Genomic DNA, 22,655 nt, shown 5'->3' on the forward strand with positions numbered 1-22,655 from the left:
ATTATGCAAACAACATCAAGTCACTTTTTTGCACATATGGCCCGGTTAAAACTCATTAACCGTTGGCCTTTAATGCGCAATACACAAATTGAAAATGTGCAAGAGCACAGCCTACAAGTTGCGATGATCGCTCATGCTTTAGCGGTCATACGTAATGAATATTTTGACGGAAATATTGATGCAAATGCAATCGCAACACTCGCTTTATTTCATGATGCCTCAGAAGTCTTGACGGGGGACTTACCCAGCCCTGTAAAATATTTTAATAGCACGATAGCAAGTGAATATAAGAAAATAGAGAGTATTGCCGAGCAAAAACTGGTTGATATGTTACCTGAAAGGCTACAAGCGTATTATAAGCCGCTAGTTTGCTCAGATTTACACAACAAAGATGATTACCGTTTGGTCAAAGCCGCTGATATTATTAGTGCTTATTTAAAAACAGTCGAAGAGATCAGCGCTGGTAATAATGAATTTAAAAAGGCACATAATAAACTTAAAATCCAACTCGACAATATTAAACTGCCAGAAGTCGAGTTATTTAAACAAACCTTTATTAATAGCTTCAAACTCAGCCTAGACGAAATAACAGATAACGAATTATAAAGTCAAAAACTTAAGTAAAGTTAATCTTGTACTTGCTCATTAACCGAGCCAACTGTGGTTTATTCGCTTGTATTTCTTGTAACGATAGCCCATTGATCTCATGCGGAAAAACCAACCATTCGTTTGAAATATTTAAGTAGTAATCCGGAGTTCTGAGGGTTTGATTATTGTCAGGTTTATACCAAGGGGTCGCAATTTTGATCGCCATTGGCATCTCATCTTGACATAAACCGCTTAAGGTATTTATCACCGCATCAATACTTTTACCCGTATCAAATATATCATCAACGATCAATAATTTCGTTTTACGATCCACATGCTGTGCAACATAATCTAAACCATGCACACGTACGGTTTTTCCCTGCTGAGAAGCGCCAATATAAGATGACGTTCTAATACTAATATGATCAGCTTCAATGCCGCATACTTCCAAAACTTCTTGCACCGCAATACCTACAGGCGTTCCCCCCCGCCACAATGCAATAATAAAATCGGGAGCATATTCGCTTTGTACAATCTTCATACCAAGTTCAAATGAGTCACTTAATAATGCATCAGCATCAATAAATATTTTTGTGGGCATGCATTAAACCTTATCTAAAAGAGGACAAACAACTAACACAACATGCTTAGTTGTTTATTGAGTATAGCTAATTATTGATTTGGGTATTGAATTTGAAATGAAAAAACGCGGTAAAAACCGCGTTTAATGTTACGTGAAAAATAGATTTACGAGCCGTTTATTAGATTAACGATTTAACCGATTTTCAATTAATTGCTCAACAACAGTCGGATCGGCCAGTGTTGATGTGTCGCCTAAATGCTCATGTTCATTAGCGGCTATTTTGCGTAAAATGCGACGCATTATTTTGCCTGAACGTGTTTTAGGCAACCCACCTGTCCAGTGGATCAAGTCAGGTGTTGCGATTGGACTTAACTCTTTACGCACCCAATTACGTACTGCTGCAGTGAGTTCATCGCTTATTTCAACACCTTCAATCGGTGAAACATAAACGTATATACCCAGCCCTTTTATATCATGCGGATAACCCACCACTGCAGCCTCAGCTATTGATTCATGTGCAACAAGTGCACTTTCAATTTCTGCGGTGCCTAATCTGTGCCCTGAAACATTGAGTACATCATCAACACGACCCGTTATCCAAAAATAGTCATCTTCATCACGTCTTGCTCCGTCTCCGGTAAAATACATGTTCTCGTATGCACTAAAATAAGTTTGCTCAAAACGAGTATGATCACCATAGATCGAACGAGCTTGACCAGGCCAACTATCTAAAATAACTAAGTTACCTTCAGCTTTGCCTTCAAGTATATTGCCCTCGCTATCAACAAGAGCAGGTTTAATACCAAAAAAGGGTCGAGTAGCAGAACCCGGCTTTAACTCAGTCGCCCCGGGTAAAGGCGTAATTAAAATGCCGCCTGTTTCAGTTTGCCACCAAGTATCCACAATTGGACACTTCTCGTTGCCAATATTTTTGTGATACCAATTCCAAGCTTCTGGATTAATCGGTTCACCAACCGAGCCTAATAAACGTAACGATTGACGATTATTAGTCGCATAGGGTTCAGTGCCTTTCGCCATTAAAGCGCGAATAGCCGTCGGTGCGGTATACAAGATTGATACATTGTGTTTATCAACGATATCGCCAATACGTGCACTTGATGGGTAGGTTGGAACCCCCTCAAATATAACTTGTGTGCAGCCATTTGCTAATGGGCCATAAACAACATATGAATGCCCAGTGATCCAACCAACATCCGCAGCGCACCAATAAATATCATTAGGTTGGATATCAAAAATCAATTCTTGGGTCATAGAAGCATAAACTAAATAACCACCGGTTGTATGCACAACGCCTTTAGGTTGGCCAGTCGAACCTGATGTATAAAGAATAAATAAAGGATCTTCCGCATTCATGGGTTCAGGTTCACAAATAGCGGGTAAATCAGCAGTTAAGGTCTCGACACAAACATCAACACTATCATCCCAACGGATATCTGCCCCTGTATTAGTAAAAACAAGACAAGCTGTAATAGAGGTTACATCTTCACGCGCTAATGCTTCATCTACATTCGCTTTTAAAGCAACCGATTTACCCCCACGACGACTTTCGTCGGCAGTAATAATAACTTTAGCATTTGAGTTATTAATACGATCGGCAATGGCATTAGGAGAAAAACCGCCAAAAATAACAGAGTGCACAGCACCGATGCGGGCACAGGCTTGCATCGCATAAACAGCATCAACCGTCATCGGCATGTATATCGCAACACTGTCGCCTTTAGAAACACCTAATTTTTTTAAACCATTTGCTAATTTGGCCACGTTATCATGTAAAGCTTGGTATGAAACCGTAAAACTTACCTCGGGTGAATCACCTTCAAAAATCAGGGCGGTTTTATTTGCATGCTTAGCTAAATGACGATCAATACAATTATATGAAGCATTAAGCACGCCATCTTCAAACCATTTGATGCTGACATTGTCTTTTGCGTAAGACGTATTTTTAACAACCGTATAAGGTTTGATCCAATCTAGTCTTTGACCCTGCTTTGCCCAAAACGTATCGGGGTCATCGATAGACTGTTGATATAAAGCCAAATATTTTTCATTATCAATAAGGGTGTTTTCAGCAAAGTGTGGCGCTACAGGAAAAGTTTGGTCTAGCATGAATGTCACTCCATTCTTTTTTATTTTTATAAATTGATTACAGATTCTAGATAGCACTTTGAAAAATAACGAGGTTAAAACTAATTAATCAAAGGTGTTTACCGCAAATTTAGGCGCTAGATTAACAGGATATTCAATATTTTTTAAGAATTTTGTTACATCAAGGAATAGAATGAGTAAGAGGGAAAATAATTTAATAGCGAAATTCAAATAATGTAGAAGACAAACCAAACAAGAATACGGCGTTTAGCAACGCCGTAATTAATACCAATCCGTCTATTTTCGAACTTCGATGGGGTCTGATTCTTTGGCTTTACCTTGTAATATCGCGATCTCTACACGGCGATTACGGCGGCGATTAGTGAGTGTGTTGTTTGGCACTAACGGGCGAGTATCTGCATGACCAACCACAACTAAACGACCTTGTTCAAAATTAGGCGTTCGGATCATCTCATGTGCAACCGCAACCGCTCTTTTACTCGATAGCTCCCAATTTGATGCATATAATTCAGACCCTACATTTTGGTTATCGGTGTGCCCGGATACGGTGATTTCACCCGGTACTTCATTTAACAGTAAGGCAATGTCTTTAATAATGGGTTTAAATTGAGGCTGTAAAAATGCTGAACCTGATGGAAAAGCCCCGTTTTCTCGTATACGAATAATAATTTGTTGGCCAAGCGATTCAAGCTCAATAGCGCCATCAACAATTTGATCTTCAAGCTGTTGCGCTATTTTTTTAACTAATTCGCTCATTTGTTCTTGCGACGCTTGGCTTTGTGATTCACTTGCTTGTTGGCTTGCGGTTTCTTGTGAGGAGCCACCCCGTTGATTGCCGCGTTGCTTTTGTCTACCCCCGGCAGAATCCTCATCACCCGCCTGAAACTCTAACATTTGTTGGGTCATTTCAATTGTTTGTTGTTGAATAGTCTCGATAGGCGTTGGATCGGGTCTACCCGGACGAAACTCTTGCGCGATAACAGACGTACCTTTAGGAATATCTTTAACTTCAAGTTTATTTTGCACACCAAATGCAAACTTCATTGACCCCGCAATCTGTTTAAATTTAAGTACATCCATTTCAGAAAACGCAAGTAACAATACAAAGAAACACATCAACAAAGACATGAGATCTGCAAAAGTCCCCATCCAAGCGGGTAGACCTTCGGGAGGACATTTAGGACATTCATCAGCCATATCAGTTCCTACTCTTCTGTTGAAGTGCCACGTTTAGATTCAGCAAGGTAATTTTTTAATATGCCTTCAATAACCCTTGGGTTTTGCCCATCTTGAATACCAAGAATAGCATCCAAAATTAATTGCTGGTTTAACTTTTCTTCGTTGGTTCTAATAACCAGTTTACCCGCTAACGGCAATGCAATAACGTTAGATAAAAACGCCCCATATAATGTAGTTAACAACGCAACAGCCATTGCCGGGCCAATCGCTTTAGGGTCATCCATGTTAGATAACATAGCAACTAAACCAATCAAGGTACCAATCATCCCCATGGCAGGTGCAACGTCACCTAACGCTTTTAACAATGCCACACCTAGCTCATGCCGTTCAGTGGTTAAGGTAATATCTTTTTCAAGAGTCGCTCTAACCACTTCACCGTCGTGGCCATCAACTAACATATCAACGCCTTTTTGCATAAAAGCGTTTTCGATTTCAGCTTCTTCTAACGCTAAAAACCCCCCTTTACGCGCAGCATCAGCCATTTCAACCGACTTATGGATAAGTTCATCAGGCGATTCAATTTTAAACATGAAGGCCTTACCCATAATTTTGCCAATGCCGACAAACTGTCCCATGGTATAATTAGACATAACAACGAAGATAGAACCGACAAATACAATAAGAACAGATTGCACATCAACGAACATCATAATGTCACCGGCAAGAAACATTGCTGCTAATACAAAGCCGATGGACCCAAGTAATCCAATTAACGTTGCTAAATCCACTATTATCTCCTAGTGTTTTTTTAATTCTTATATTGTTACAGCTAACAATTCATTCGTTAGCTTGGTCGATTTTTTCATTACTGACTTAACTATAATCCGCGCGCTAACAATAGTCGACCGCAATCTACTACTTTCATGTTACAAATCAATATGCTGCTAGGGCGTGTTTATCTTTTATGTATACTTTTGCAGCCGTATTTGCACGATTTATACAAGGCAGAGCGATTGCGGTGTCGTTATTCTACATAAAAGAGCGATAAAGACTTTATGCTTCTGCAAAGTCACCTTACCCCACATCCATGTTGGGCAACATAGTAGAAATAGGGCAAATGCGCTGCCCTTTGGGTTCAATCCAAAACGTTTTGCTCTTTGTTATTGGCTTTTGACGTAGAACCACTATGCCATCAAGCCAATGCCGCGATCAAAACGCTTTGGAATTGAACAAAATCTATACGACAAAGATAAACACGCCCTAGTTTATTGCAACCCATTTAAGCGTTAACATACTAAAACCAGCTATAGATTAGCTAATATTACTCAATTTAGTTAACTTTAGTTGGAATACAAAGCGATGTCTGCAACTTGATGAAATTAAACCAAGCCCAAATGCCCGTTCAGCGTCTTTTAAAACCACTGAGGAATATCAAGCCAATTCCCCTGATAAAACAGCGTGTTATGATATTAGTATCGGCCTGTAACAGCATGACTTTAACTCAAATCTAAGCATACGCCAATTAAAATACCTCCGTATTAAAATAGTATAACAATCATAGCGCTTTATACTTTATTGAATTCAATAACAAACAACTAGCGCGTTTAAATAAAACCCTATAAAAAGTAAAGAATACAAGATTAAAAACATGACGACCAAGCCAACCCAATACTCTGACTCTAAGCCCTATTTTATGCTAATTTTGCGGGATTAAAGTTGACCGAAAACCAGTCGTCATGTAGTGTTGCGCAACATTTTTAAAACACTTGATATCATGGCCGCTAAAAAACCTGAAAACATGACTTTAGAAGCGACGCTCGGTGAACTAGAAAACCTCGTTACACAGTTAGAATCAGGCGATTTACCGCTTGAAGATGCCTTAAAAAACTTTGAAAGAGGCATAGGTTTAGTCACTGCAAGTCAGCAAAAATTAACGCAAGCAGAACAAAAGATACAGATGATCACGCAAGCTAGTGAAACCGCTGCTTTAAAAACATTCAAACCTGAAGAGGATTAAGAGTGTCACTTGAACAAGCGCTAAATACGGCCCAGCAGCATATCGCTGATGTGTTCGATCACTATTTATCTGAATTACCGGTCAACAAAAAAGACACACTGCATCAAGCGATGGCTTATAGTTTAACAAACGGCGGCAAACGCATACGTCCGTTTTTAGTCTTTATTGTTGCCGACATATTAGGTCTACCCACCAAAGACGTATCGGCAGCTGCAGCCGCACTCGAAATAATCCATTGTTATTCATTAGTACATGATGATTTACCGGCAATGGATGACGATGAATTACGTCGTGGAAAACCAACTTGCCATATTCAATTTAATGAAGCTCAAGCTATTTTAGCCGGCGATGCATTGCAGCCATTTGCTTTCGAAATTTTAGCAACTGCACAGCAAACCGATGCCGTTAAAGTAAAATGGGTACAAAGTTTAGCCCAAGCTGCGGGTATTGTTGGCATGTGTGGTGGCCAAAGCTTTGATCTAGAAGCTGAAAACAAACAACTGACCTTAATTGAACTCGAAAATATTCATAACCGAAAAACCGGTGCCTTATTATCTTGTGCAATAGAGCTTGCTTGTGCAGCCAAACCTAACTTACCGCCACAAGAACAACAAGAACTCCTCACCTTTGCTAAAAACATCGGGCTCGCTTATCAAGTTCGTGACGACATTTTAGATGTTATTTCGAGCACCGAAGTACTAGGAAAGCCGCAAGGTTCAGATGTTAAATTACTAAAAAGTACATACCCTGCACTAATGGGACTTGAAGAAGCACAAGTAAAAGCAGACAGCTTATATCAAGAAGCACTAGAGGCTTTAAGTCGCTTACCGTACAATACACAGCAACTAGCAGATTTTGCTGCTTATATTGTTAAACGAAACTATTAAAATATTCATACCCATACATGAGCACAGATATTAGCAACTACCCTATTTTACGTTTAATTAATTCACCCGAAGAGCTTCGAAGTTTACCCCTGTCTGAGTTAAATCAAGCAGCGGATGAATTACGTCAATTTTTGTTAGCATCTGTTAGCCAAAGTAGTGGGCATTTTGCCTCAGGTCTTGGCACGGTTGAGCTCACTGTCGCCTTACATTATGTTTATAACACGCCCTTTGATCATCTTATCTGGGATGTGGGCCATCAAGCTTACCCACATAAAATATTAACGGGCCGTCGTGATAAAATTGATACCATTAGACAGCTAGATGGATTACATCCGTTTCCATGGCGAGAAGAAAGCGAGTTTGATACTTTTAGTGTCGGCCATTCTTCGACTTCAATCAGTGCTGCCGTGGGCATGGCCATTGCGGCAGAAAAAGAAAAAGCCAATCGCAAAGTGGTCGCGGTTATCGGCGATGGTGCCATGACCGCAGGCATGGCATTTGAGGCCATGAACCATGCAGGTGGCGTTAAAGCGGATATGTTGGTCGTATTAAATGACAATGATATGTCTATCTCTGAAAATGTTGGCGCCTTAAATAGCCATTTAGCCCGCCTATTATCAGGTTCAATGTACACATCATTACGTGAAGGCAGTAAAAAATTATTAAGTGGTTTACCGCCAATTAAAGAACTAGCCAGCCGAGCAGAAGAACACTTAAAAGGAATGGTCGTTCCGGGGACTATCTTTGAAGAATTAGGTTTTAACTATATTGGTCCAATTGACGGACATGATGTTAAAGGTTTAATCGACACCTTAAAAAATATGCGTGGCCTTAAAGGCCCTCAGCTATTACACGTGGTAACTAAAAAAGGCAAAGGGTACAAACCTGCTGAAGCCGATCCGATTGGTTATCATGCCGTACCCAAATTTGATCCGAGTATCAGTAAGTTACCCAAAAAATCGGCATCCTCGCCTAGCTATTCACAAATATTTGGTGATTGGTTATGTGATATGGCAAAACAAGATCCAACATTAATGGCCATTACCCCTGCCATGCGTGAAGGCTCAGGTATGGTTAAATTCTCTAAAGAATTTCCTGCACAATACTTTGACGTCGCCATTGCCGAGCAGCATGCTGTAACACTAGCAGGTGGTATGGCAGCAGCCGGGTTAAAACCCGTAGTCGCCATTTATTCATCATTTTTGCAGCGAGCCTATGATCAATTAATTCACGATGTTGCATTACAAAATTTACCCGTACTTTTTGCCATCGATCGGGCTGGCGTTGTCGGTGCAGATGGCGCTACACACCAAGGGCTTTATGATTTAAGCTTTTTACGCTGTATTCCGAACCTAATTATCATGTGCCCAGCAGACGAGAATGAATGCCGACAAATGTTATACACCGGCCATCAACTAAAACAACCGGCTGCAGTGCGCTACCCCAGAGGTTCAGGTACGGGCATTGAACCCAACAAAGCCATGCAAGCACTTGAAATAGGTAAAGGTCGTTTACTTATTCAAGGCCAAAAAATCGCAATTTTAAATTTTGGTAGTTTAATTACTTATGCCCAAGAAGCCGCAGAGCAATTAAACGCCAGTGTGGCTGATATGCGATTTGTTAAGCCGCTCGATTTATCTTTAATCGATCAACTGCTAGCAGATCATGATGTGCTCATTACACTCGAAGACAACGCAATCGCGGGTGGCGCAGGCAGTGCGGTTAACGAATATTTACAACAACGTAAATTGATTAAACCCGTACTAAATATCGGTTTACCTGATGAGTTTATTAGACACGGAACCCAAGAAGAAATTTATTCATTATATAAACTCGATACAGCAGGTATTGTCGAACAAATAAAAGCATACCTAGGTCAATAACAACATTTTACCACACTGCTATTTGTAACTATAAATAGCAGTGAAATGCCGTTTTTACACTTCCCGCGACTCTTTTACATTTTACGTACACTTCTTTACAGTTACGCTAACCTTCAATCGATACACTTATTCCGACCTTTAAAAAGCACATAAAGACGAGGAATACGTTATGAAACACTTAGTTGCCGCTTCTATATTTTCAGTGGGTTTAATCGCCTGTGGATCAGATTTTGATACTAAATCAAATGGAATGCGTTACAGCCATGATTTTGCTACAGAATCAGATGTTTGGACAGCAGGCTATGCCGATTACCCAACAACCAATACCGATCAGTATGAGCTAACCAGCCAGCCTTTTACTACGTTTGATTACATGAGTCATGATGTAGAAAAAAGTACCGATGGTCACTTGTTGTCAGGCAATAATCATTCAGATGATTTGGTCATGTATTTAAAAACCCCCATTGATAACCTAGACAGTAACCAAAAATATAAAGCGGTGTTTTTTCTGCAACTAGCCGCAAATTATGGCCCTAACTGTGTCGGTACAGGAGGCTCACCCAGCGACAGCGTTTGGATAAAATCAGGAATTGCAGTTGAAGAACCCGAAACCCTTGTTGAAAGTGGTGATACCGATATGTATCGATTAAATTGGGATATTGGCTCGCAATCTACTGATGGTACACAAGCTATCGTATTAGATACGTTAACGGCGCCTGGGCTAGATTGCACAGGCGATGATTATGCTATTATCAATGTTAACAGCGCCGACAAAACGTTTGAATTTACCACGGATGATACAGGTTCAGCTTGGATATTTATCGGCATAGATTCAGGTTTTGAAGGCACAACAAAAACATATTTAACCGGCTATGCGCTCGATTTATACAAAGTAGATTAAAATCAAGCGAGCTTTTATACCAATTCATATAAATAAGTGATCTCTCAGAATGCATCCAGCGGTTTTTGAACAAGGCGTCGGTGTACAGGAATGGTTGTTCCCTTTCAAATACCGATAACGCAGGTCAAAAGCCGCTGGGGCATTCCTTTCAGGCGAGTTTTAAATGCGCTTACTCTGTGTTGCTCGAATTCAAAAGAGCACCACTATTCTTTTATTTAAGCGCATTTAAACGCTCGCTGAGTGGGCACTTATTATTACGGATTGGTATTAGTCTCAAATAAAGCGGTTATGCATAAGTGTGATAACCGTTAATAGGCATGATTGCCATTTATACCTGAGTCACGTCAATATGCCTGTTCAGAACCTTGAAGTGACTTGGGTATATTAACAATATTGGATCGCTTGTAACGCGTATTGTTGACCTAATAGATAATCATCAATACAAAGTTGAACCATATGGCTACGATGTTGAGGTGCTAATTGTTTGATTTGATCTAAGGTAAACCAGTGAGCAGCTGTAATATCATCATCTTGCGGTTGTGTTACAGGGGGTTCACCGGTTAATTCGATTGCATAACAAAAACGCAAATACTGAATATTTTTTTCAGGGATTTCACTTTGATAGATCCCCACAATAAATTCAGGTTCTAATACAAGACCCGTTTCTTCCAATAACTCACGTTTAGCGGCGTCTAATAAGCTCTCATTCGCTTCTAAGTGACCGGCGGGTTGATTATAAACCACCTTGCCATCTTCAAACTCTTCAACCAATAGAAACTTTTCTTGGCATTTTACCACTAAGGCTACGGTGGTGTTTGGTTTAAACATGCTTAATCCTTTAATGTTTTACTAAATTGTAATTCAAAACGTGCGCCACCCGATTTACTTTTACCCAGTGCAACAATCGAGCCTTGGTGCCACTGCATAATATGTTTAACAATAGCCAAGCCTAAACCAAAGCCCCCCGAACTGCGGGTACGGCTTTCATCCAAACGTGAAAAAGGCTGAAAAATAGTCGCTAAATTATGCTCTGCAATGCCATCCCCGTCATCTTCAATGGCAACAACTAATATATCGGGTTGATCAATCAGCTCTACATTAACTTGAGAACGCCCATATTTACAGGCATTTAGTAATAAATTTTGCAAAACCCGATCGATAAAATGACCATCACACATTAACAATGTTGATGCTTGGCGATTCAATTTAAATTTTATTAGCGGGTACTGCAACGCCAGCGATGCAAATTGCGTGTTAATAAGTTGAATGATATCGACTTCACTTAAATGTAATGCGGGTTGAGTTTGTTCAAATTTTGCATAAGTCAGCATTTCAAAAACCAATGCATCAATTTCATCTAAATCTTCGATGATTGAATCAGCATAAGTTTGTGCATCTGCATACGCTTGCTTTTGTATTTTATTCGACATCATCTCAACGGCAAATTTGGCTCGTGCTATTGGGGTTTTTATTTCATGTGAAACAGCCGATGTCAGTTCTTTGTGTGATTGAATTAAAGCCGCAATCCGCGAAACCATATCATCAAAATTGTTAGCAATAATACTGATCACTGAGAGCGATTTAACCCCACTACGGCTTGATAAATCACCTTGACTCACTCGAATAGACGCTAATCTTAATTTAGTTAAATCGCGCCACAGTGGTTGTAACCAAAGCCAAATAATAGCGGCTAAGCAGGCATAAAAAACCAAAGTGATAATAAATTTAACCCAAGCTGCGGTGGGTAAAACAAATTTAACAACAAGCAGTTGGTTATGCACTGGCAACCAAGCGTAATAATAACCTTGCCCTTGTTGATCATCTAAAATAATGGGCGCGTGTTTAATATCGGCTAATAAATGTGCAGGCAGTTGTAAATCATTAACCGACCATAAACTAAAGTCATGCTGGTATATTGTTGATAAAGAAGTTAAAACATCATCTAAAGGAGGATCAACACGGTTGAGTAACGTGCTAATAGCTTGAATGTCGTGTTGACTAAAGGCGATTTCATACGATATTTGCTGCCAAACCCAATCAAATAATAAACCTAAGCCAATAAATGAAATAAACAATAATATGTATAAACTCGTAAAAAGTTTGCGCATGTTAACAGCCTAAAAAATCAATTTGATTTACCAAGCATCAGGCACAAGCAAATACCCTTGCCCCCAAATCGTTTTTATTCGTGTCGGCGCATCCGGGTTATCACCTAATTTTTTGCGCAATTTAGAGATTCGAACATCAATAGACCGATCTAAACCATTATAGTCACGACCTCGAAGCACTTGGGTTAAATAATCTCGACTTAAAATATCGCCAGCATTCGTTGCTAAAACCAATAACATATCAAACTCATGACTCGTTAACGAAATCGGTTCATCACTTAAATCTACAGTACGTGCACTCTGGTTTATACTTAAAGATCCAAACGTTAAGTGTGTTGAATCGACACCTGTTTTATCTGGTGAGCTTGGGTTAATTCGGCGTAACAATGCATGAATTCGCGCTAGCAAAACACGGGGTTCAACCGGTTTAGCAATAAAATCATCGGCCCCAATTTCTAACCCAAGCACCTGATCAAAATCAGTGGTTTTGGCGGTTAAAAATAAAATAGGGCCATTAAAGTGTGGGCGGATCCGTTTACATATTTCAAAACCATCTAAACCAGGTAACATAACATCCAATATAATTAAGTCAGCTTTAACTGAATGCGCTAATTGCACAGCGGCTTTGGCACCGTTGTTTATCACTTCAACTGAAAAATTATTACTTTCTAGATAATCACTAATAAGACGAGATAATTTTATGTCATCTTCGACTAACACAATATGCTTAGTTGAATTAATCAAAACAAACTCCAAGGGTTACGTTGCCGACGGCGATAATGAGCCAACTGTAAAACGGGTAATTCACTCTCATAAATAATGGTTCCGGTTTCATCAACTAACGTGACTAATAGTGGCTCTGAGCCTAAATAGGTATAAGTAAAAGCGTGCTCAACGGGCGTGTGAATACAGTTAACGGATTGTTCATTAACATGTAAGCAGGCTGCAACAGGTGAATAATAATGAATAAGCACATCAACACTGCAAATAGCATGATTATTAAGCGCACAGGCTTTAGGTTTTAGAATAATATAGGGCTTTTTTTGTGCAACAACCGAAAATGAGCTCATTAATAGTGAACTCATTATTAATAAAAATAAGAAAATACCTTTTAAGAGGCTACACACGTTATTTACGCTAAAAATGGTAACTTACCCCAGTAAACCACTTCGTAAGTGATTTTCGATTAACCAATGGACTATCAACAACGTCTTGACTCAGTCGTTCAATTTTAAAATTTGAAATCAATGACCAATTCGAATTAATTGGGTAAATGGCAGTCATCTCGGCAAAAGCAGAAAAACCACCCGCCGCTTGATAAACATAACGCGGATCATTCGTTTCATCATCGTTTATACCATAATAATAGTCTAGCCAATTATCGCTTTTATAGTGTAAACCCAATTTGCTAATCAATTTTAAATGGGTAAAAGCCCACGGATAACTCGCCTCTGCAGCTAAACCATAACCTTTATGTACGCCCGATACATCATGAGTCAATCGAATATGATAAGCACCATGTTCATAAAAGCGGTTATATTCAACCCCCATGTTAATCGCAATCTTGCGTTCTATGTCTAACATTAACGGTGTTACCGTGGGTTGGTCAATACTGTCGCCTTTATTTATGGGGGGCGTAAAACCACCGCCACTCGCAGGAGGACTCAAATCATCTTCGACAGGCTCACCTACATCGGGGCTCTGCGTTTCATCGGGTGTTGATACCGATTGTGAAGTCGTCACATTGCTTAAATGCCACTGATGAAAATAAGCAGAGTCATCGGCCAAATTAGCGATCACATTAAATGATGAATGGGGTGTATCTCTAAATGAATAGCCAACCGTGCCATTATCAATAAACCAATTACCGTAATAAAAATTAAAATCGGCTAACACAACAAGCGGAATATCATCACGATATTGATACGGGTTTTGCTTACGGCCATAGCCTAAGGCTACACTCAATTCAAACTGCCCGTCTTCGACACACAAGTCATCAATATACGAAGCGACAGTACAACTCGAATCACTTTGTGACGCATTAGCTTGTGCAATCATCAACACACTGAGTATTGAAATACCTAAATAAAATAAAATAAATCGATTAAAGTCTGGCATTGAAACCTATCTTAAAAATACATGCGCTGATTACAATGTATCATTCGTAAAATAATATACCTAACCACAAGCAACTAGATTTACATTTCGTTACAATTATCAACATAATTAATACAGTTTCATTAGACGTACTGAGCTAAATTTAAGCTGTTACCTCTAAACAAACAAGGAATTGACATGAAGCACGCACCTAACTATTTAAAATTAAGTGCTGTAAGCGCAAGCTTAATAGCACTAGCAAGCTGTGGTTCAGATAACACAGTTACACCGCCAACCCAACAAACAGATGAACCCTTTGAAATAATACAGCTGAACGCCCCGACGCCTACACTTGCCAAACTAAAAAAAACCAGCAGTGCAGATGAAACAAAAACACGTTTAAAAAATAGTTTATTACAAACAACCAATCAAAATTATTTCACCAAGACCAGTGACACCATTGAAACCGCTCTACCTTCAGTTCCACAAGAATCGGCTGATGCGGTTACAGATGATTCAAGTGATGGTGGCAGCACAGACGATTTTAGTCAAACCAATTTAATAGAAGCCAATGTTGATGAAGCTGACTTTGTAAAATACAACGGCAACACATTATTTGTCAGTGTAAACAAATACAATCATAGTAATATAGATACGGCTATCGAACCGTTTATTAGCGATACATTACCCTCCTATAGTGTAGATTCGTATATTAGAGTTTTGCAGCCTAACAACGACAATGTTATGCAAGAAATAGCCAAAATTGACGCGCCCACCGATACGTTACACTACGATAATTTGTATCTAAATGGCGACACACTCACGGCATTTGCTCACGAAAATCAATATTTTTGGTCATTTAGAACATGGGGGTATCCTAATGTTTGGCAAAATGGGTCGTTTGATGTTCTAAGTTATGACATCGGCACCCCGAGTACACCAACCGCATTAAATCAAATAAAAATATCGGGCCATTTAGTGCAAAGTCGCCGGATTGGCGATAAATTGTATGTATTAAGTCAGTTTTCGCCGACTTACCCAACCGATCTAATCTATTACCCAAAAACAGAAGAAGATTACCAAACGAATGCCCAACAAGTTGAGCAATTAACCGATGATCAACTGTTTCCAACTATTTCGATTAATGATCAAACGCCAGTATTATTAGGATCAATGGACGATTGTTATATACCAGAGACAAGTGATGAAAAATCATCCTATGGCAACATATTGTCGGTTACCGTTTTTGATATAAATAATTTAGCGCAATTCGAATCAAGCTGCTTAAACACCTATAATGACGGCTTCTACATGTCTGAAAATGCGATGTATATTACGTCACACGTATACGACTCTGATAGCTTAGCCATTCATAAACTGGATTTAACCGATACAGGCGTAACATATGCGGCCACGGGCATAGTACCGGGTTATTTAGGCTGGCGTGGTATGTCGTTTAAAATGAACGAAAAAGATGATTTATTACGCGTAATGACCACGCGTAACACAAACGATAATAATGACCGATTCGACCATAATTTGTACATATTGCAAACTAACGAATCAACCAATACATTAGAACCAATCGCACAGTTACCTAATGCGCAAAACCCGAAAAAGATAGGTAAAGATAACGAAGATATTTTTGCTATCCGGTACTTTGGAGACAAAGCTTATGTTGTTACCTTTGAGCAAATCGATCCTTTATACGTTATCGATTTAAGTGTGCCGAATGCGCCGGTGATCACAGGCGAGTTAGAAATACCCGGCTTTTCAACGTATTTGCACCCTCTAGGTGAAAATTATGTGATGGGTATAGGTGAAGATGCTAATGTGCAAAGAGGGTTTGGGCTGATTGAACCCGCAATAGTAGACCCAATTAATACAAGTGATACTGAAACTGAAAGCACTTCACCAGTCAATGATGAAATAGAAGACGTAGTGAATGAAGGTGGCATTAAATTAGGCCTATTTGACGTATCCGATATAAATAACCCCGTTGAAATGCAAAGTTATGTGCTGGGTGATCATGGCACATGGAGCCAAGCACTCTACGAACACAAAGCGTTATCCATATTAAAAACGGGTGATACACAATACAAATTTGCGATACCGGCAACAGTTTATAACAACAGCCCTACCAATGGCTGGTGGCAGTGGCAATACACGGGGCTTGAATTATTTAATATCGATTTAGCTAATTCAACCGCACCTTTGGTTCATACTGGCACATTAAAAACAGAAGTAAAATCAGCCACCAAAACGTATCAAACTTACAACGCGAGTGGTCGAGGTATTATTCAAGGTGAAAGAGTTCATTATGTACAAGATAGTTATGTTTGGTCGGCAGACTGGATAGCAGCAGAAGATGCCGTCGGTCCTAATTAGCGTCAAATATAGTCAAAGCGATCGGGTTTTAGGGGAAGCCGTCAAGCTTCGAGACCCCATGAGCATATGCTCTACTATGTGATTGGGGTCGCCTAAATGGATTTAGGTGTTAGAACGACGCAGGAGCCAAAGTCGAGAGTAAGCGCTGACAATGAACCATAAAACCTGAGCGAGAAGACTATAAAAGCGTTAGCCATCAAGTCAATATAGATAAGCGGTGCGTTTAACAACGTGCCGCTTTTTATTATCCAACTGAGGGCGTCCAAAAATATTGCATTCAAGAAAGCATTAATACCAATTCATATAAATAAGTGACCTCTCAGAGTGGGCACTTAGTATTACGGATTGGTATAAACAGCTAATCTATAACTTTATATTCCCCAACCTTTAAACCATCCAATGAATAAGGGCCAACACGAGCGCGGATCAGCCTTAACGTTGGGTTGCCCACATGCGCAGTCATTCTTCTCACTTGTCGGTTTTTACCTTCACTTATAGTGATCTCAAGCCATGTCGTCGGAATATGTTTACGTTCGCGGATAGGAGGAACACGCGGCCAAACAACAGGCGCTTTAATAACGCTAACTTTAGCCGGTTTAGTTAAGCCATCTTTTAACTCAACACCTTGGCATAATGCCTTAATCGATTCGTCACTCACCTCGCCTTCTACCTGAACCCAATAAGTTTTTTGCTTATTGTTTTTAGGGTCAGCTAAAGCATGCTGCAATTTGCCATTATTAGTTAAAACCAATAAGCCTTCAGAATCTTTATCTAAACGCCCTGCTGCATACACATGCGGTATATCAATAAATTCTTTAAGCGTTTTTCGATTTTGATCATCCGTAAATTGGGTCAAAACATCAAAAGGTTTGTTAAACAAAATAACTTTAGTATCTTGCGGTTCTTGCACCTTGTAAGCGGGTTTTCTTGGTTTGCGATTATATGAGCGGGCCGGTTTTTTCATTTAGAGAGGTTTCGGTTACCGGTAAAAAACAGGTTTAACTGCTAAATACCATTATTCTTTAAAGTTATGATCAGTATAACGCCAAAACGGTGCAACGATAAGATATTCATCTCAACTTCGACTATAATATCACCGCATAGAGCTTAAACCCAATAACATAGACCAGCGAATTATTGGGTGTAAGTTCTTTTAAAAATTATGTTTAAAGTGCAACCTATAAAAAATAGGTCACCGTGAAACAATAGTTAAATTTTATATTTCAATAGATAACGTTAAAACAACATGTTTTTTAAACTGATTAGTGATAAAAACCTTAACGCATCTTAATAATTGACTATATTTATTCACAAAATTACACACTTTTAATTCGCTATTAAAAATTTAAGGAAAACCATGTCTAAAATTATTTATACAATTACTGACGAAGCACCAGCGCTTGCAACGCATTCTTTATTACCTATTATCCAAGCTTTTACCGCGCCAGCGGGCGTAGAAGTCGATACACGTGATATCTCATTAGCGGGTCGTATTCTTGCAAATTTATCTGAATTTTTACCAGCTGACCAACAAATCGCAGATGCATTAGCTGAACTTGGCGACTTAGCTAAAACGCCAGAAGCAAACATCATCAAATTACCAAACGTTTCAGCTTCTATTCCACAATTACAAGCTGCAATTAAAGAATTACAAGCGCAAGGCTACGCACTTCCTGAGTTCCCTGAAGTACCACAATCAGACGAAGAAAAAGCAATTAAAGCGGCTTACGCTAAAGTATTAGGTTCAGCTGTAAACCCAGTATTACGTGAAGGTAACTCAGACCGTCGTGCTCCAGGTTCAGTTAAACAATACGCTAAAAACAACCCGCACCGCATGGGTGCATGGGCTAAAGATTCAAAGTCTCACGTTGCTCACATGTCAGGTGGCGATTTTTACGGTAGCGAGCAATCAGTTACCGTGGCAGATGCAACCGATGTTAAAATTGAATTCCAAGGCAAAGACGGTTCAGTTAACGTTTTAAAAGCATCAACGCCTTTACTAGCCGGCGAAATTATTGATTCATCAGTAATGAGCGCTAACGCATTACAAACGTTCTTAGCCGAGCAAATTGCCGACGCTAAAGCACAAGACGTTTTATTCTCTTTACACATGAAAGCAACCATGATGAAGGTTTCTGACCCGATTATTTTTGGTCAATGTGTATCGGTATTCTACAAAGACGTATTAACTAAACATGCAGCCGTATTTGCTGAGTTAGGTGTAGATGTTAATAACGGTATTGGCGACGTATACGCTAAAATCACATCATTAGACGAAGCTAAGCAAACTGAAATCAAAGCTGATTTAGATGCGGTTTATGCTAACTCGCCTGCAATGGCAATGGTTGATTCAGATAAAGGTATCACTAACTTACACGTACCAAGCGATGTGATCATTGATGCTTCAATGCCTGCCATGATCCGTGGTGGCGGTAAAATGTGGAATGCAGAAGGTAAAGAACAAGATACTAAAGCTGTTATCCCTGACCGCTGTTATGCTGGCGTTTATGACGAAACAATCAAGTTCTGTATCGAAAACGGTGCATTTGATGTAACAACAATGGGCACCGTGCCTAACGTTGGCTTAATGGCTCAAAAAGCTGAAGAATATGGTTCGCACGATAAAACATTCCAAATGTCAGCTGACGGTGTTGTTAAAGTAATCGATACAGCAGGCAACGTATTAATGGAACAAAATGTTGAAGCTGGCGATATCTTCCGCATGTGTCAAGCGAAAGACTTACCGATTCAAGATTGGGTTAAATTAGCCGTTAATCGTTCACGTTTATCAAATACACCAGCCATATTCTGGTTAGATGAAAACCGTGCACACGATGCAGAGATGATCAAAAAAGTTAACGCTTATTTACCACAGCATGATACTGAAGGGTTAGATATTAAAATTTTAGCACCTGTGGCAGCAACTAAAGTCACCTTACAACGTGCTAAAGATGGCTTAGATACTATCTCTGTAACAGGTAACGTTTTACGTGATTACTTAACAGATTTATTCCCAATTTTAGAATTAGGTACATCAGCTAAAATGCTTTCAATTGTGCCATTAATGAACGGTGGCGGTTTATTTGAAACCGGCGCAGGTGGTTCAGCACCTAAGCACGTACAACAGTTCGAAAAAGAAAACTATTTACGTTGGGATTCACTGGGTGAATTCTTAGCGTTAGCGGCTTCTTTAGAGCACTTAAGCAACTTTGCTAACAACCCTAAAGCACAAGTTTTAGCAACAACGTTAGACAAAGCAACAGGCACATTCTTATTAAACGATAAGTCACCTGCCCGTAAGCTTGGCTCAATTGATAACCGCGGTAGCCACTTCTATTTAGCACTTTACTGGGCTCAAGAATTAGCAGCACAAAATGATGATGCCGAATTAAAAGCCACATTTACTAAATTTGCAGCTGAATTAACCGCTAACGAAGATAAAATTGTTGGCGAATTAAACGGTGCTCAAGGTCCAGCTCAAGAAGTAGGCGGTTACTACAAGCCAACGGTTGAATTAGCCTCTAAAGCAATGCGTCCGAGTGCAACACTAAATGCCGCACTTGCTACCTTATAAGATTTAGCTTTACGCAAAAACTGTAAGCTAAACTCGATAAAAGCCGTTAATATTTATATATTAACGGCTTTTTTTTAGGCTAAAAATTTAAACGGTCAATAAGCAACCCAAGCTAATCGCTAATAGAACCATTTGGTACCCCAAATACCCAGACACTCGATGGCTAAAGCTTAAACTAATGATTAACACTAATAACAAACATAATGCCGAAACTATTGCCGAAACAGGTGAAGTGCAATGGACCGTACCTTATTCCATGTTATTTCCTGTTATTCAGTCAATGCTTGATGATGACACACGGTTACTTTAAAATTTAATCAATTAACTTGTTCCCTATATCTATACCTACAAAGAGCCACCGCATGAAATTAACCGAAATAACTGAACACTTAAGTACGATTGTTAATGGCAAACCACCCATTGAAGCTATTTTAGCGGCAAAAGAGAACTGGTCAGAATTTTTGCCAGTTATTGTCGAGTTAATGAATAAATTTCACCAAGAAACGTTAACTAAACAAGAAAATACCTTGTTATTTATGGGCATACTTCTGCTCGTTGAAATGCAGCAACATGATGCTTTTGAAAATTTTATCGTATTGTGCGACGGTGACGACGAGTATGCAGAACCATTAGGGGAATTGCTAGGCGATAGCGTAACAGAAGGTTTAAGTAGCTACTTTTATATTTTAGCCAACGGCAGACATGAATCATTAGCAAAATTATTATCAAGCAAAGTTGCTGGTGAATACATTAGAAAAGCAGCACTTGAAGCAATATTTTCTCAATATGAATCAGAGCAGATATCTAAAGAAACGTTAAGTGCGATAGTTGATTGTTTATTGGTTTTATATAAAGAGCAAAATGACTTTTACTTACTCGGTAGTTTGGCCTGTTTATTAATGAACTATCAATGGCAAGAATACCAGCCCCAAATTTTAGCCTTGTTTGATGATGATTATCTTGAGTCCTTGTATTTATCAAGAAAAAACATAGAGAAATGGCAAACAACAGCCAAAAGTAAACGCCTGCTAGAATCAGGTTTAGTTAAGAAAGAACTCGATGTTATGGCAGGAATAAGTAATTGGATATGCTACAGCCCCACAGATAATAAAATATCAACAGATAAAAAAAGCTATATAACCGCAAAAACACTCACACCAGAACGCATTGCAGAAGACAAAAAAGCCCCCGGCAGAAATGAACCTTGCCATTGTGGCAGTGGAAAAAAGTATAAAAAATGCTGTATGTAAAAGATCAACGATAGAGATCATTGAGAACATAAGATCATCATGGACATGCATGGATGCATAGTCGATGCACTTAGGTAATATCAAATAAAATCAAAGATTTATTTGTGCCTGTCCTGCACGAACATTTCTTCAAATAAAACAGAAGCTTATTTGTGCCAGAAGCTTATTTGTGCCTGTCCTGCACGAACATTTCTATATCTGACCGGAATAAGAAATAGTGAGGCAAAGAACAGAAAACACAACTGGGATGCAAAGGCGCTAATCGGCCGGTGAATTTTAAACATTTGGAGGAAACGCCCTCTGCTCTGGCATCCTGCTTCGCTCTACCGACTATAGTCATGTGCGGAGCGCATGCAGGGTGTTGTGTGGCTGGATGCTAGATACCTCCGGTTACCCGATTAGTTGCCATCTTTAGATGCCCAAACTATGTCTACGCCATTGATTAAAAATTTGATATGTTCACTCGTCTGAATCATAAATTCATTCGTTAAACTTGGATGCCCCCATAAAACAACGCTCTTATTTTTACAGTCTGTATTTAATGGGTGAAACTTGATATCTGAATATAGAGTTTCTATAGAAAACTCTCCGTGTTTGTTTTCTATTTTTAAGTTCTGATTAATATATACTTGAATTTCACATCCTATGGCATCAATACGACAAATATGATTGTTTTTTATCGTCGGTATTTTAATATCATGAGCCTTATCGTTTGACGGCAAAATAGAAAAGTAACCAACCAAAGAAAGAAGTATAGCGATAACACCTAAATGCAATGGACTAGAATTCATACACTGTACCTAATAGCAACTAACATTTAGTGTTCATTCACACGTAGTGTGTGGATTAATCATTTGTTGAACGGGCAGATGAACAACGAGGTTGGTTTGATTTATGCTATAGGGATTTGCTTTTTTAAGCTTGATTGATGTTATCAACATAGCATCCCTGTTATTTGCATTTTCTATCAATTTTCGACGACTTGCTCGCTCTATACAACCTAATTTAAGCTAGCCACGCGTTTGATTCAACTCTATTTTTTATTTCACACAACCGAGCTTCGCTTAACAAAT

The 22,655-nt window shown here is 39.2% G+C and carries 20 protein-coding genes; 9 read left to right on the forward strand and 11 right to left on the reverse strand.

The window, feature by feature from the left end; all coding sequences use genetic code 11:
- Nucleotides 1–3: 3 nt before the first annotated feature.
- Nucleotides 4–606, forward strand: a complete 603-nt coding sequence (gene yfbR, locus DPX34_RS09280) for a 5'-deoxynucleotidase (RefSeq protein ID WP_111978153.1) — start codon at nt 4–6, stop codon at nt 604–606.
- 10 nt (nt 607–616) lie between these two features.
- On the opposite strand, the gene DPX34_RS09285 is transcribed toward yfbR, so the two are convergent.
- The 4 genes from DPX34_RS09285 to pomA all read right to left on the reverse strand — a co-directional run bounded on the left by DPX34_RS09285 (nt 617) and on the right by pomA (nt 5,265).
- A complete protein-coding gene (locus tag DPX34_RS09285) occupies nt 617–1,189 on the reverse strand; it encodes a phosphoribosyltransferase (RefSeq protein ID WP_111978154.1) in 573 nt (190 codons plus the stop codon).
- 165 nt (nt 1,190–1,354) lie between these two features.
- Nucleotides 1,355–3,298, reverse strand: coding sequence for an acetate--CoA ligase (acs, locus tag DPX34_RS09290; protein WP_111978155.1), 1,944 nt, complete (start codon nt 3,296–3,298; stop codon nt 1,355–1,357).
- A gap of 276 nt (nt 3,299–3,574) precedes the next feature.
- A complete protein-coding gene (locus DPX34_RS09295; RefSeq protein WP_111978156.1) occupies nt 3,575–4,495 on the reverse strand; it encodes a flagellar motor protein MotB in 921 nt (306 codons plus the stop codon).
- An 8-nt stretch (nt 4,496–4,503) separates the two neighbouring features.
- Entirely contained in the window at nt 4,504–5,265 is a 762-nt protein-coding gene (gene pomA / locus DPX34_RS09300) for a flagellar motor protein PomA (RefSeq protein ID WP_111978157.1), read from the reverse strand.
- Between the two features lie 953 nt (nt 5,266–6,218).
- Between pomA and xseB the strand changes: the two genes are divergently transcribed.
- The 4 genes from xseB (at nt 6,219) to DPX34_RS09320 (ending at nt 10,165) form a co-directional block, all read left to right on the forward strand.
- Entirely contained in the window at nt 6,219–6,494 is a 276-nt protein-coding gene (xseB, locus tag DPX34_RS09305) for an exodeoxyribonuclease VII small subunit (protein WP_438938514.1), read from the forward strand.
- A gap of 2 nt (nt 6,495–6,496) precedes the next feature.
- Nucleotides 6,497–7,381, forward strand: coding sequence for a (2E,6E)-farnesyl diphosphate synthase (ispA, locus tag DPX34_RS09310; protein WP_111978158.1), 885 nt, complete (start codon nt 6,497–6,499; stop codon nt 7,379–7,381).
- 17 nt (nt 7,382–7,398) lie between these two features.
- Entirely contained in the window at nt 7,399–9,264 is a 1,866-nt protein-coding gene (gene dxs, locus DPX34_RS09315; protein ID WP_111978159.1) for a 1-deoxy-D-xylulose-5-phosphate synthase, read from the forward strand.
- 169 nt (nt 9,265–9,433) lie between these two features.
- Nucleotides 9,434–10,165: a hypothetical protein gene (locus DPX34_RS09320; protein WP_111978160.1), complete on the forward strand. Its 732-nt coding sequence runs from the start codon at nt 9,434–9,436 to the stop codon at nt 10,163–10,165.
- A 384-nt stretch (nt 10,166–10,549) separates the two neighbouring features.
- Here the strand turns inward: DPX34_RS09320 and DPX34_RS09330 are convergent, their stop codons facing one another.
- The 5 genes from DPX34_RS09330 to DPX34_RS09350 form a co-directional block, all read right to left on the reverse strand.
- A complete protein-coding gene (locus tag DPX34_RS09330) occupies nt 10,550–10,993 on the reverse strand; it encodes an NUDIX hydrolase (RefSeq protein WP_111978161.1) in 444 nt (147 codons plus the stop codon).
- Between the two features lie 2 nt (nt 10,994–10,995).
- Nucleotides 10,996–12,273 (reverse strand): ATP-binding protein, encoded by a 1,278-nt coding sequence (locus tag DPX34_RS09335; protein WP_111978162.1) that lies wholly within the window; start codon nt 12,271–12,273, stop codon nt 10,996–10,998.
- Nucleotides 12,274–12,300: 27 nt separating this feature from the next.
- Nucleotides 12,301–13,017: a response regulator gene (locus DPX34_RS09340; RefSeq protein WP_111978163.1), complete on the reverse strand. Its 717-nt coding sequence runs from the start codon at nt 13,015–13,017 to the stop codon at nt 12,301–12,303.
- Nucleotides 13,014–13,343: a DUF3019 domain-containing protein gene (locus DPX34_RS09345; RefSeq protein ID WP_157964677.1), complete on the reverse strand. Its 330-nt coding sequence runs from the start codon at nt 13,341–13,343 to the stop codon at nt 13,014–13,016. Before DPX34_RS09345 ends, DPX34_RS09340 begins: the two co-directional genes overlap by 4 nt.
- A gap of 67 nt (nt 13,344–13,410) precedes the next feature.
- A complete protein-coding gene (locus tag DPX34_RS09350; protein ID WP_111978165.1) occupies nt 13,411–14,391 on the reverse strand; it encodes a MipA/OmpV family protein in 981 nt (326 codons plus the stop codon).
- 177 nt (nt 14,392–14,568) lie between these two features.
- On the opposite strand from DPX34_RS09350, the gene DPX34_RS09355 reads away from it, so the two are divergent.
- Entirely contained in the window at nt 14,569–16,758 is a 2,190-nt protein-coding gene (locus DPX34_RS09355; RefSeq protein WP_111978166.1) for a beta-propeller domain-containing protein, read from the forward strand.
- 358 nt (nt 16,759–17,116) lie between these two features.
- On the opposite strand, the gene DPX34_RS09360 is transcribed toward DPX34_RS09355, so the two are convergent.
- Nucleotides 17,117–17,722, reverse strand: coding sequence for a pseudouridine synthase (locus DPX34_RS09360; RefSeq protein WP_111978167.1), 606 nt, complete (start codon nt 17,720–17,722; stop codon nt 17,117–17,119).
- Between the two features lie 393 nt (nt 17,723–18,115).
- Between DPX34_RS09360 and DPX34_RS09365 the strand changes: the two genes are divergently transcribed.
- The 3 genes from DPX34_RS09365 to DPX34_RS09370 all read left to right on the forward strand — a co-directional run bounded on the left by DPX34_RS09365 (nt 18,116) and on the right by DPX34_RS09370 (nt 21,582).
- Nucleotides 18,116–20,332, forward strand: a complete 2,217-nt coding sequence (locus tag DPX34_RS09365; RefSeq protein ID WP_111978168.1) for an NADP-dependent isocitrate dehydrogenase — start codon at nt 18,116–18,118, stop codon at nt 20,330–20,332.
- Between the two features lie 178 nt (nt 20,333–20,510).
- On the forward strand, nt 20,511–20,642 hold the full coding sequence (locus tag DPX34_RS22285; protein WP_269815518.1) for a hypothetical protein: 132 nt from the start codon (nt 20,511–20,513) through the stop codon (nt 20,640–20,642).
- A 52-nt stretch (nt 20,643–20,694) separates the two neighbouring features.
- Nucleotides 20,695–21,582: a DUF1186 domain-containing protein gene (locus tag DPX34_RS09370; RefSeq protein ID WP_111978169.1), complete on the forward strand. Its 888-nt coding sequence runs from the start codon at nt 20,695–20,697 to the stop codon at nt 21,580–21,582.
- 398 nt (nt 21,583–21,980) lie between these two features.
- Here the strand turns inward: DPX34_RS09370 and DPX34_RS09375 are convergent, their stop codons facing one another.
- Complete coding sequence (locus DPX34_RS09375) at nt 21,981–22,373, reverse strand: hypothetical protein (RefSeq protein ID WP_111978170.1); 393 nt, start codon at nt 22,371–22,373, stop codon at nt 21,981–21,983.
- Nucleotides 22,374–22,655 lie beyond the last annotated feature (282 nt).

It is taken from the genome of Algibacillus agarilyticus (genome assembly GCF_003286125.1).
Lineage (GTDB): Bacteria > Pseudomonadota > Gammaproteobacteria > Enterobacterales > Alteromonadaceae > Algibacillus > Algibacillus agarilyticus.

Excerpts from the sequence above, each read along its gene's own strand:
- yfbR (WP_111978153.1), top strand. The coding sequence starts at position 4 with ATGCAAACAACATCAAGTCACTTTTTTGCACATATGGCCCGGTTAAAA.
- DPX34_RS09335 (WP_111978162.1), bottom strand. The coding sequence starts at position 12,273 with ATGCGCAAACTTTTTACGAGTTTATACATATTATTGTTTATTTCATTT.
- DPX34_RS09330 (WP_111978161.1), bottom strand. The coding sequence starts at position 10,993 with ATGTTTAAACCAAACACCACCGTAGCCTTAGTGGTAAAATGCCAAGAA.
- DPX34_RS09295 (WP_111978156.1), bottom strand. The coding sequence starts at position 4,495 with ATGGCTGATGAATGTCCTAAATGTCCTCCCGAAGGTCTACCCGCTTGG.
- DPX34_RS09370 (WP_111978169.1), top strand. The coding sequence starts at position 20,695 with ATGAAATTAACCGAAATAACTGAACACTTAAGTACGATTGTTAATGGC.
- DPX34_RS09360 (WP_111978167.1), bottom strand. The coding sequence starts at position 17,722 with ATGAAAAAACCGGCCCGCTCATATAATCGCAAACCAAGAAAACCCGCT.
- DPX34_RS09320 (WP_111978160.1), top strand. The coding sequence starts at position 9,434 with ATGAAACACTTAGTTGCCGCTTCTATATTTTCAGTGGGTTTAATCGCC.
- DPX34_RS09285 (WP_111978154.1), bottom strand. The coding sequence starts at position 1,189 with ATGCCCACAAAAATATTTATTGATGCTGATGCATTATTAAGTGACTCA.
- dxs (WP_111978159.1), top strand. The coding sequence starts at position 7,399 with ATGAGCACAGATATTAGCAACTACCCTATTTTACGTTTAATTAATTCA.
- DPX34_RS09375 (WP_111978170.1), bottom strand. The coding sequence starts at position 22,373 with ATGAATTCTAGTCCATTGCATTTAGGTGTTATCGCTATACTTCTTTCT.
- DPX34_RS09345 (WP_157964677.1), bottom strand. The coding sequence starts at position 13,343 with ATGAGCTCATTTTCGGTTGTTGCACAAAAAAAGCCCTATATTATTCTA.
- DPX34_RS09350 (WP_111978165.1), bottom strand. The coding sequence starts at position 14,391 with ATGCCAGACTTTAATCGATTTATTTTATTTTATTTAGGTATTTCAATA.
- DPX34_RS22285 (WP_269815518.1), top strand. The coding sequence starts at position 20,511 with ATGATTAACACTAATAACAAACATAATGCCGAAACTATTGCCGAAACA.
- DPX34_RS09355 (WP_111978166.1), top strand. The coding sequence starts at position 14,569 with ATGAAGCACGCACCTAACTATTTAAAATTAAGTGCTGTAAGCGCAAGC.
- DPX34_RS09365 (WP_111978168.1), top strand. The coding sequence starts at position 18,116 with ATGTCTAAAATTATTTATACAATTACTGACGAAGCACCAGCGCTTGCA.
- acs (WP_111978155.1), bottom strand. The coding sequence starts at position 3,298 with ATGCTAGACCAAACTTTTCCTGTAGCGCCACACTTTGCTGAAAACACC.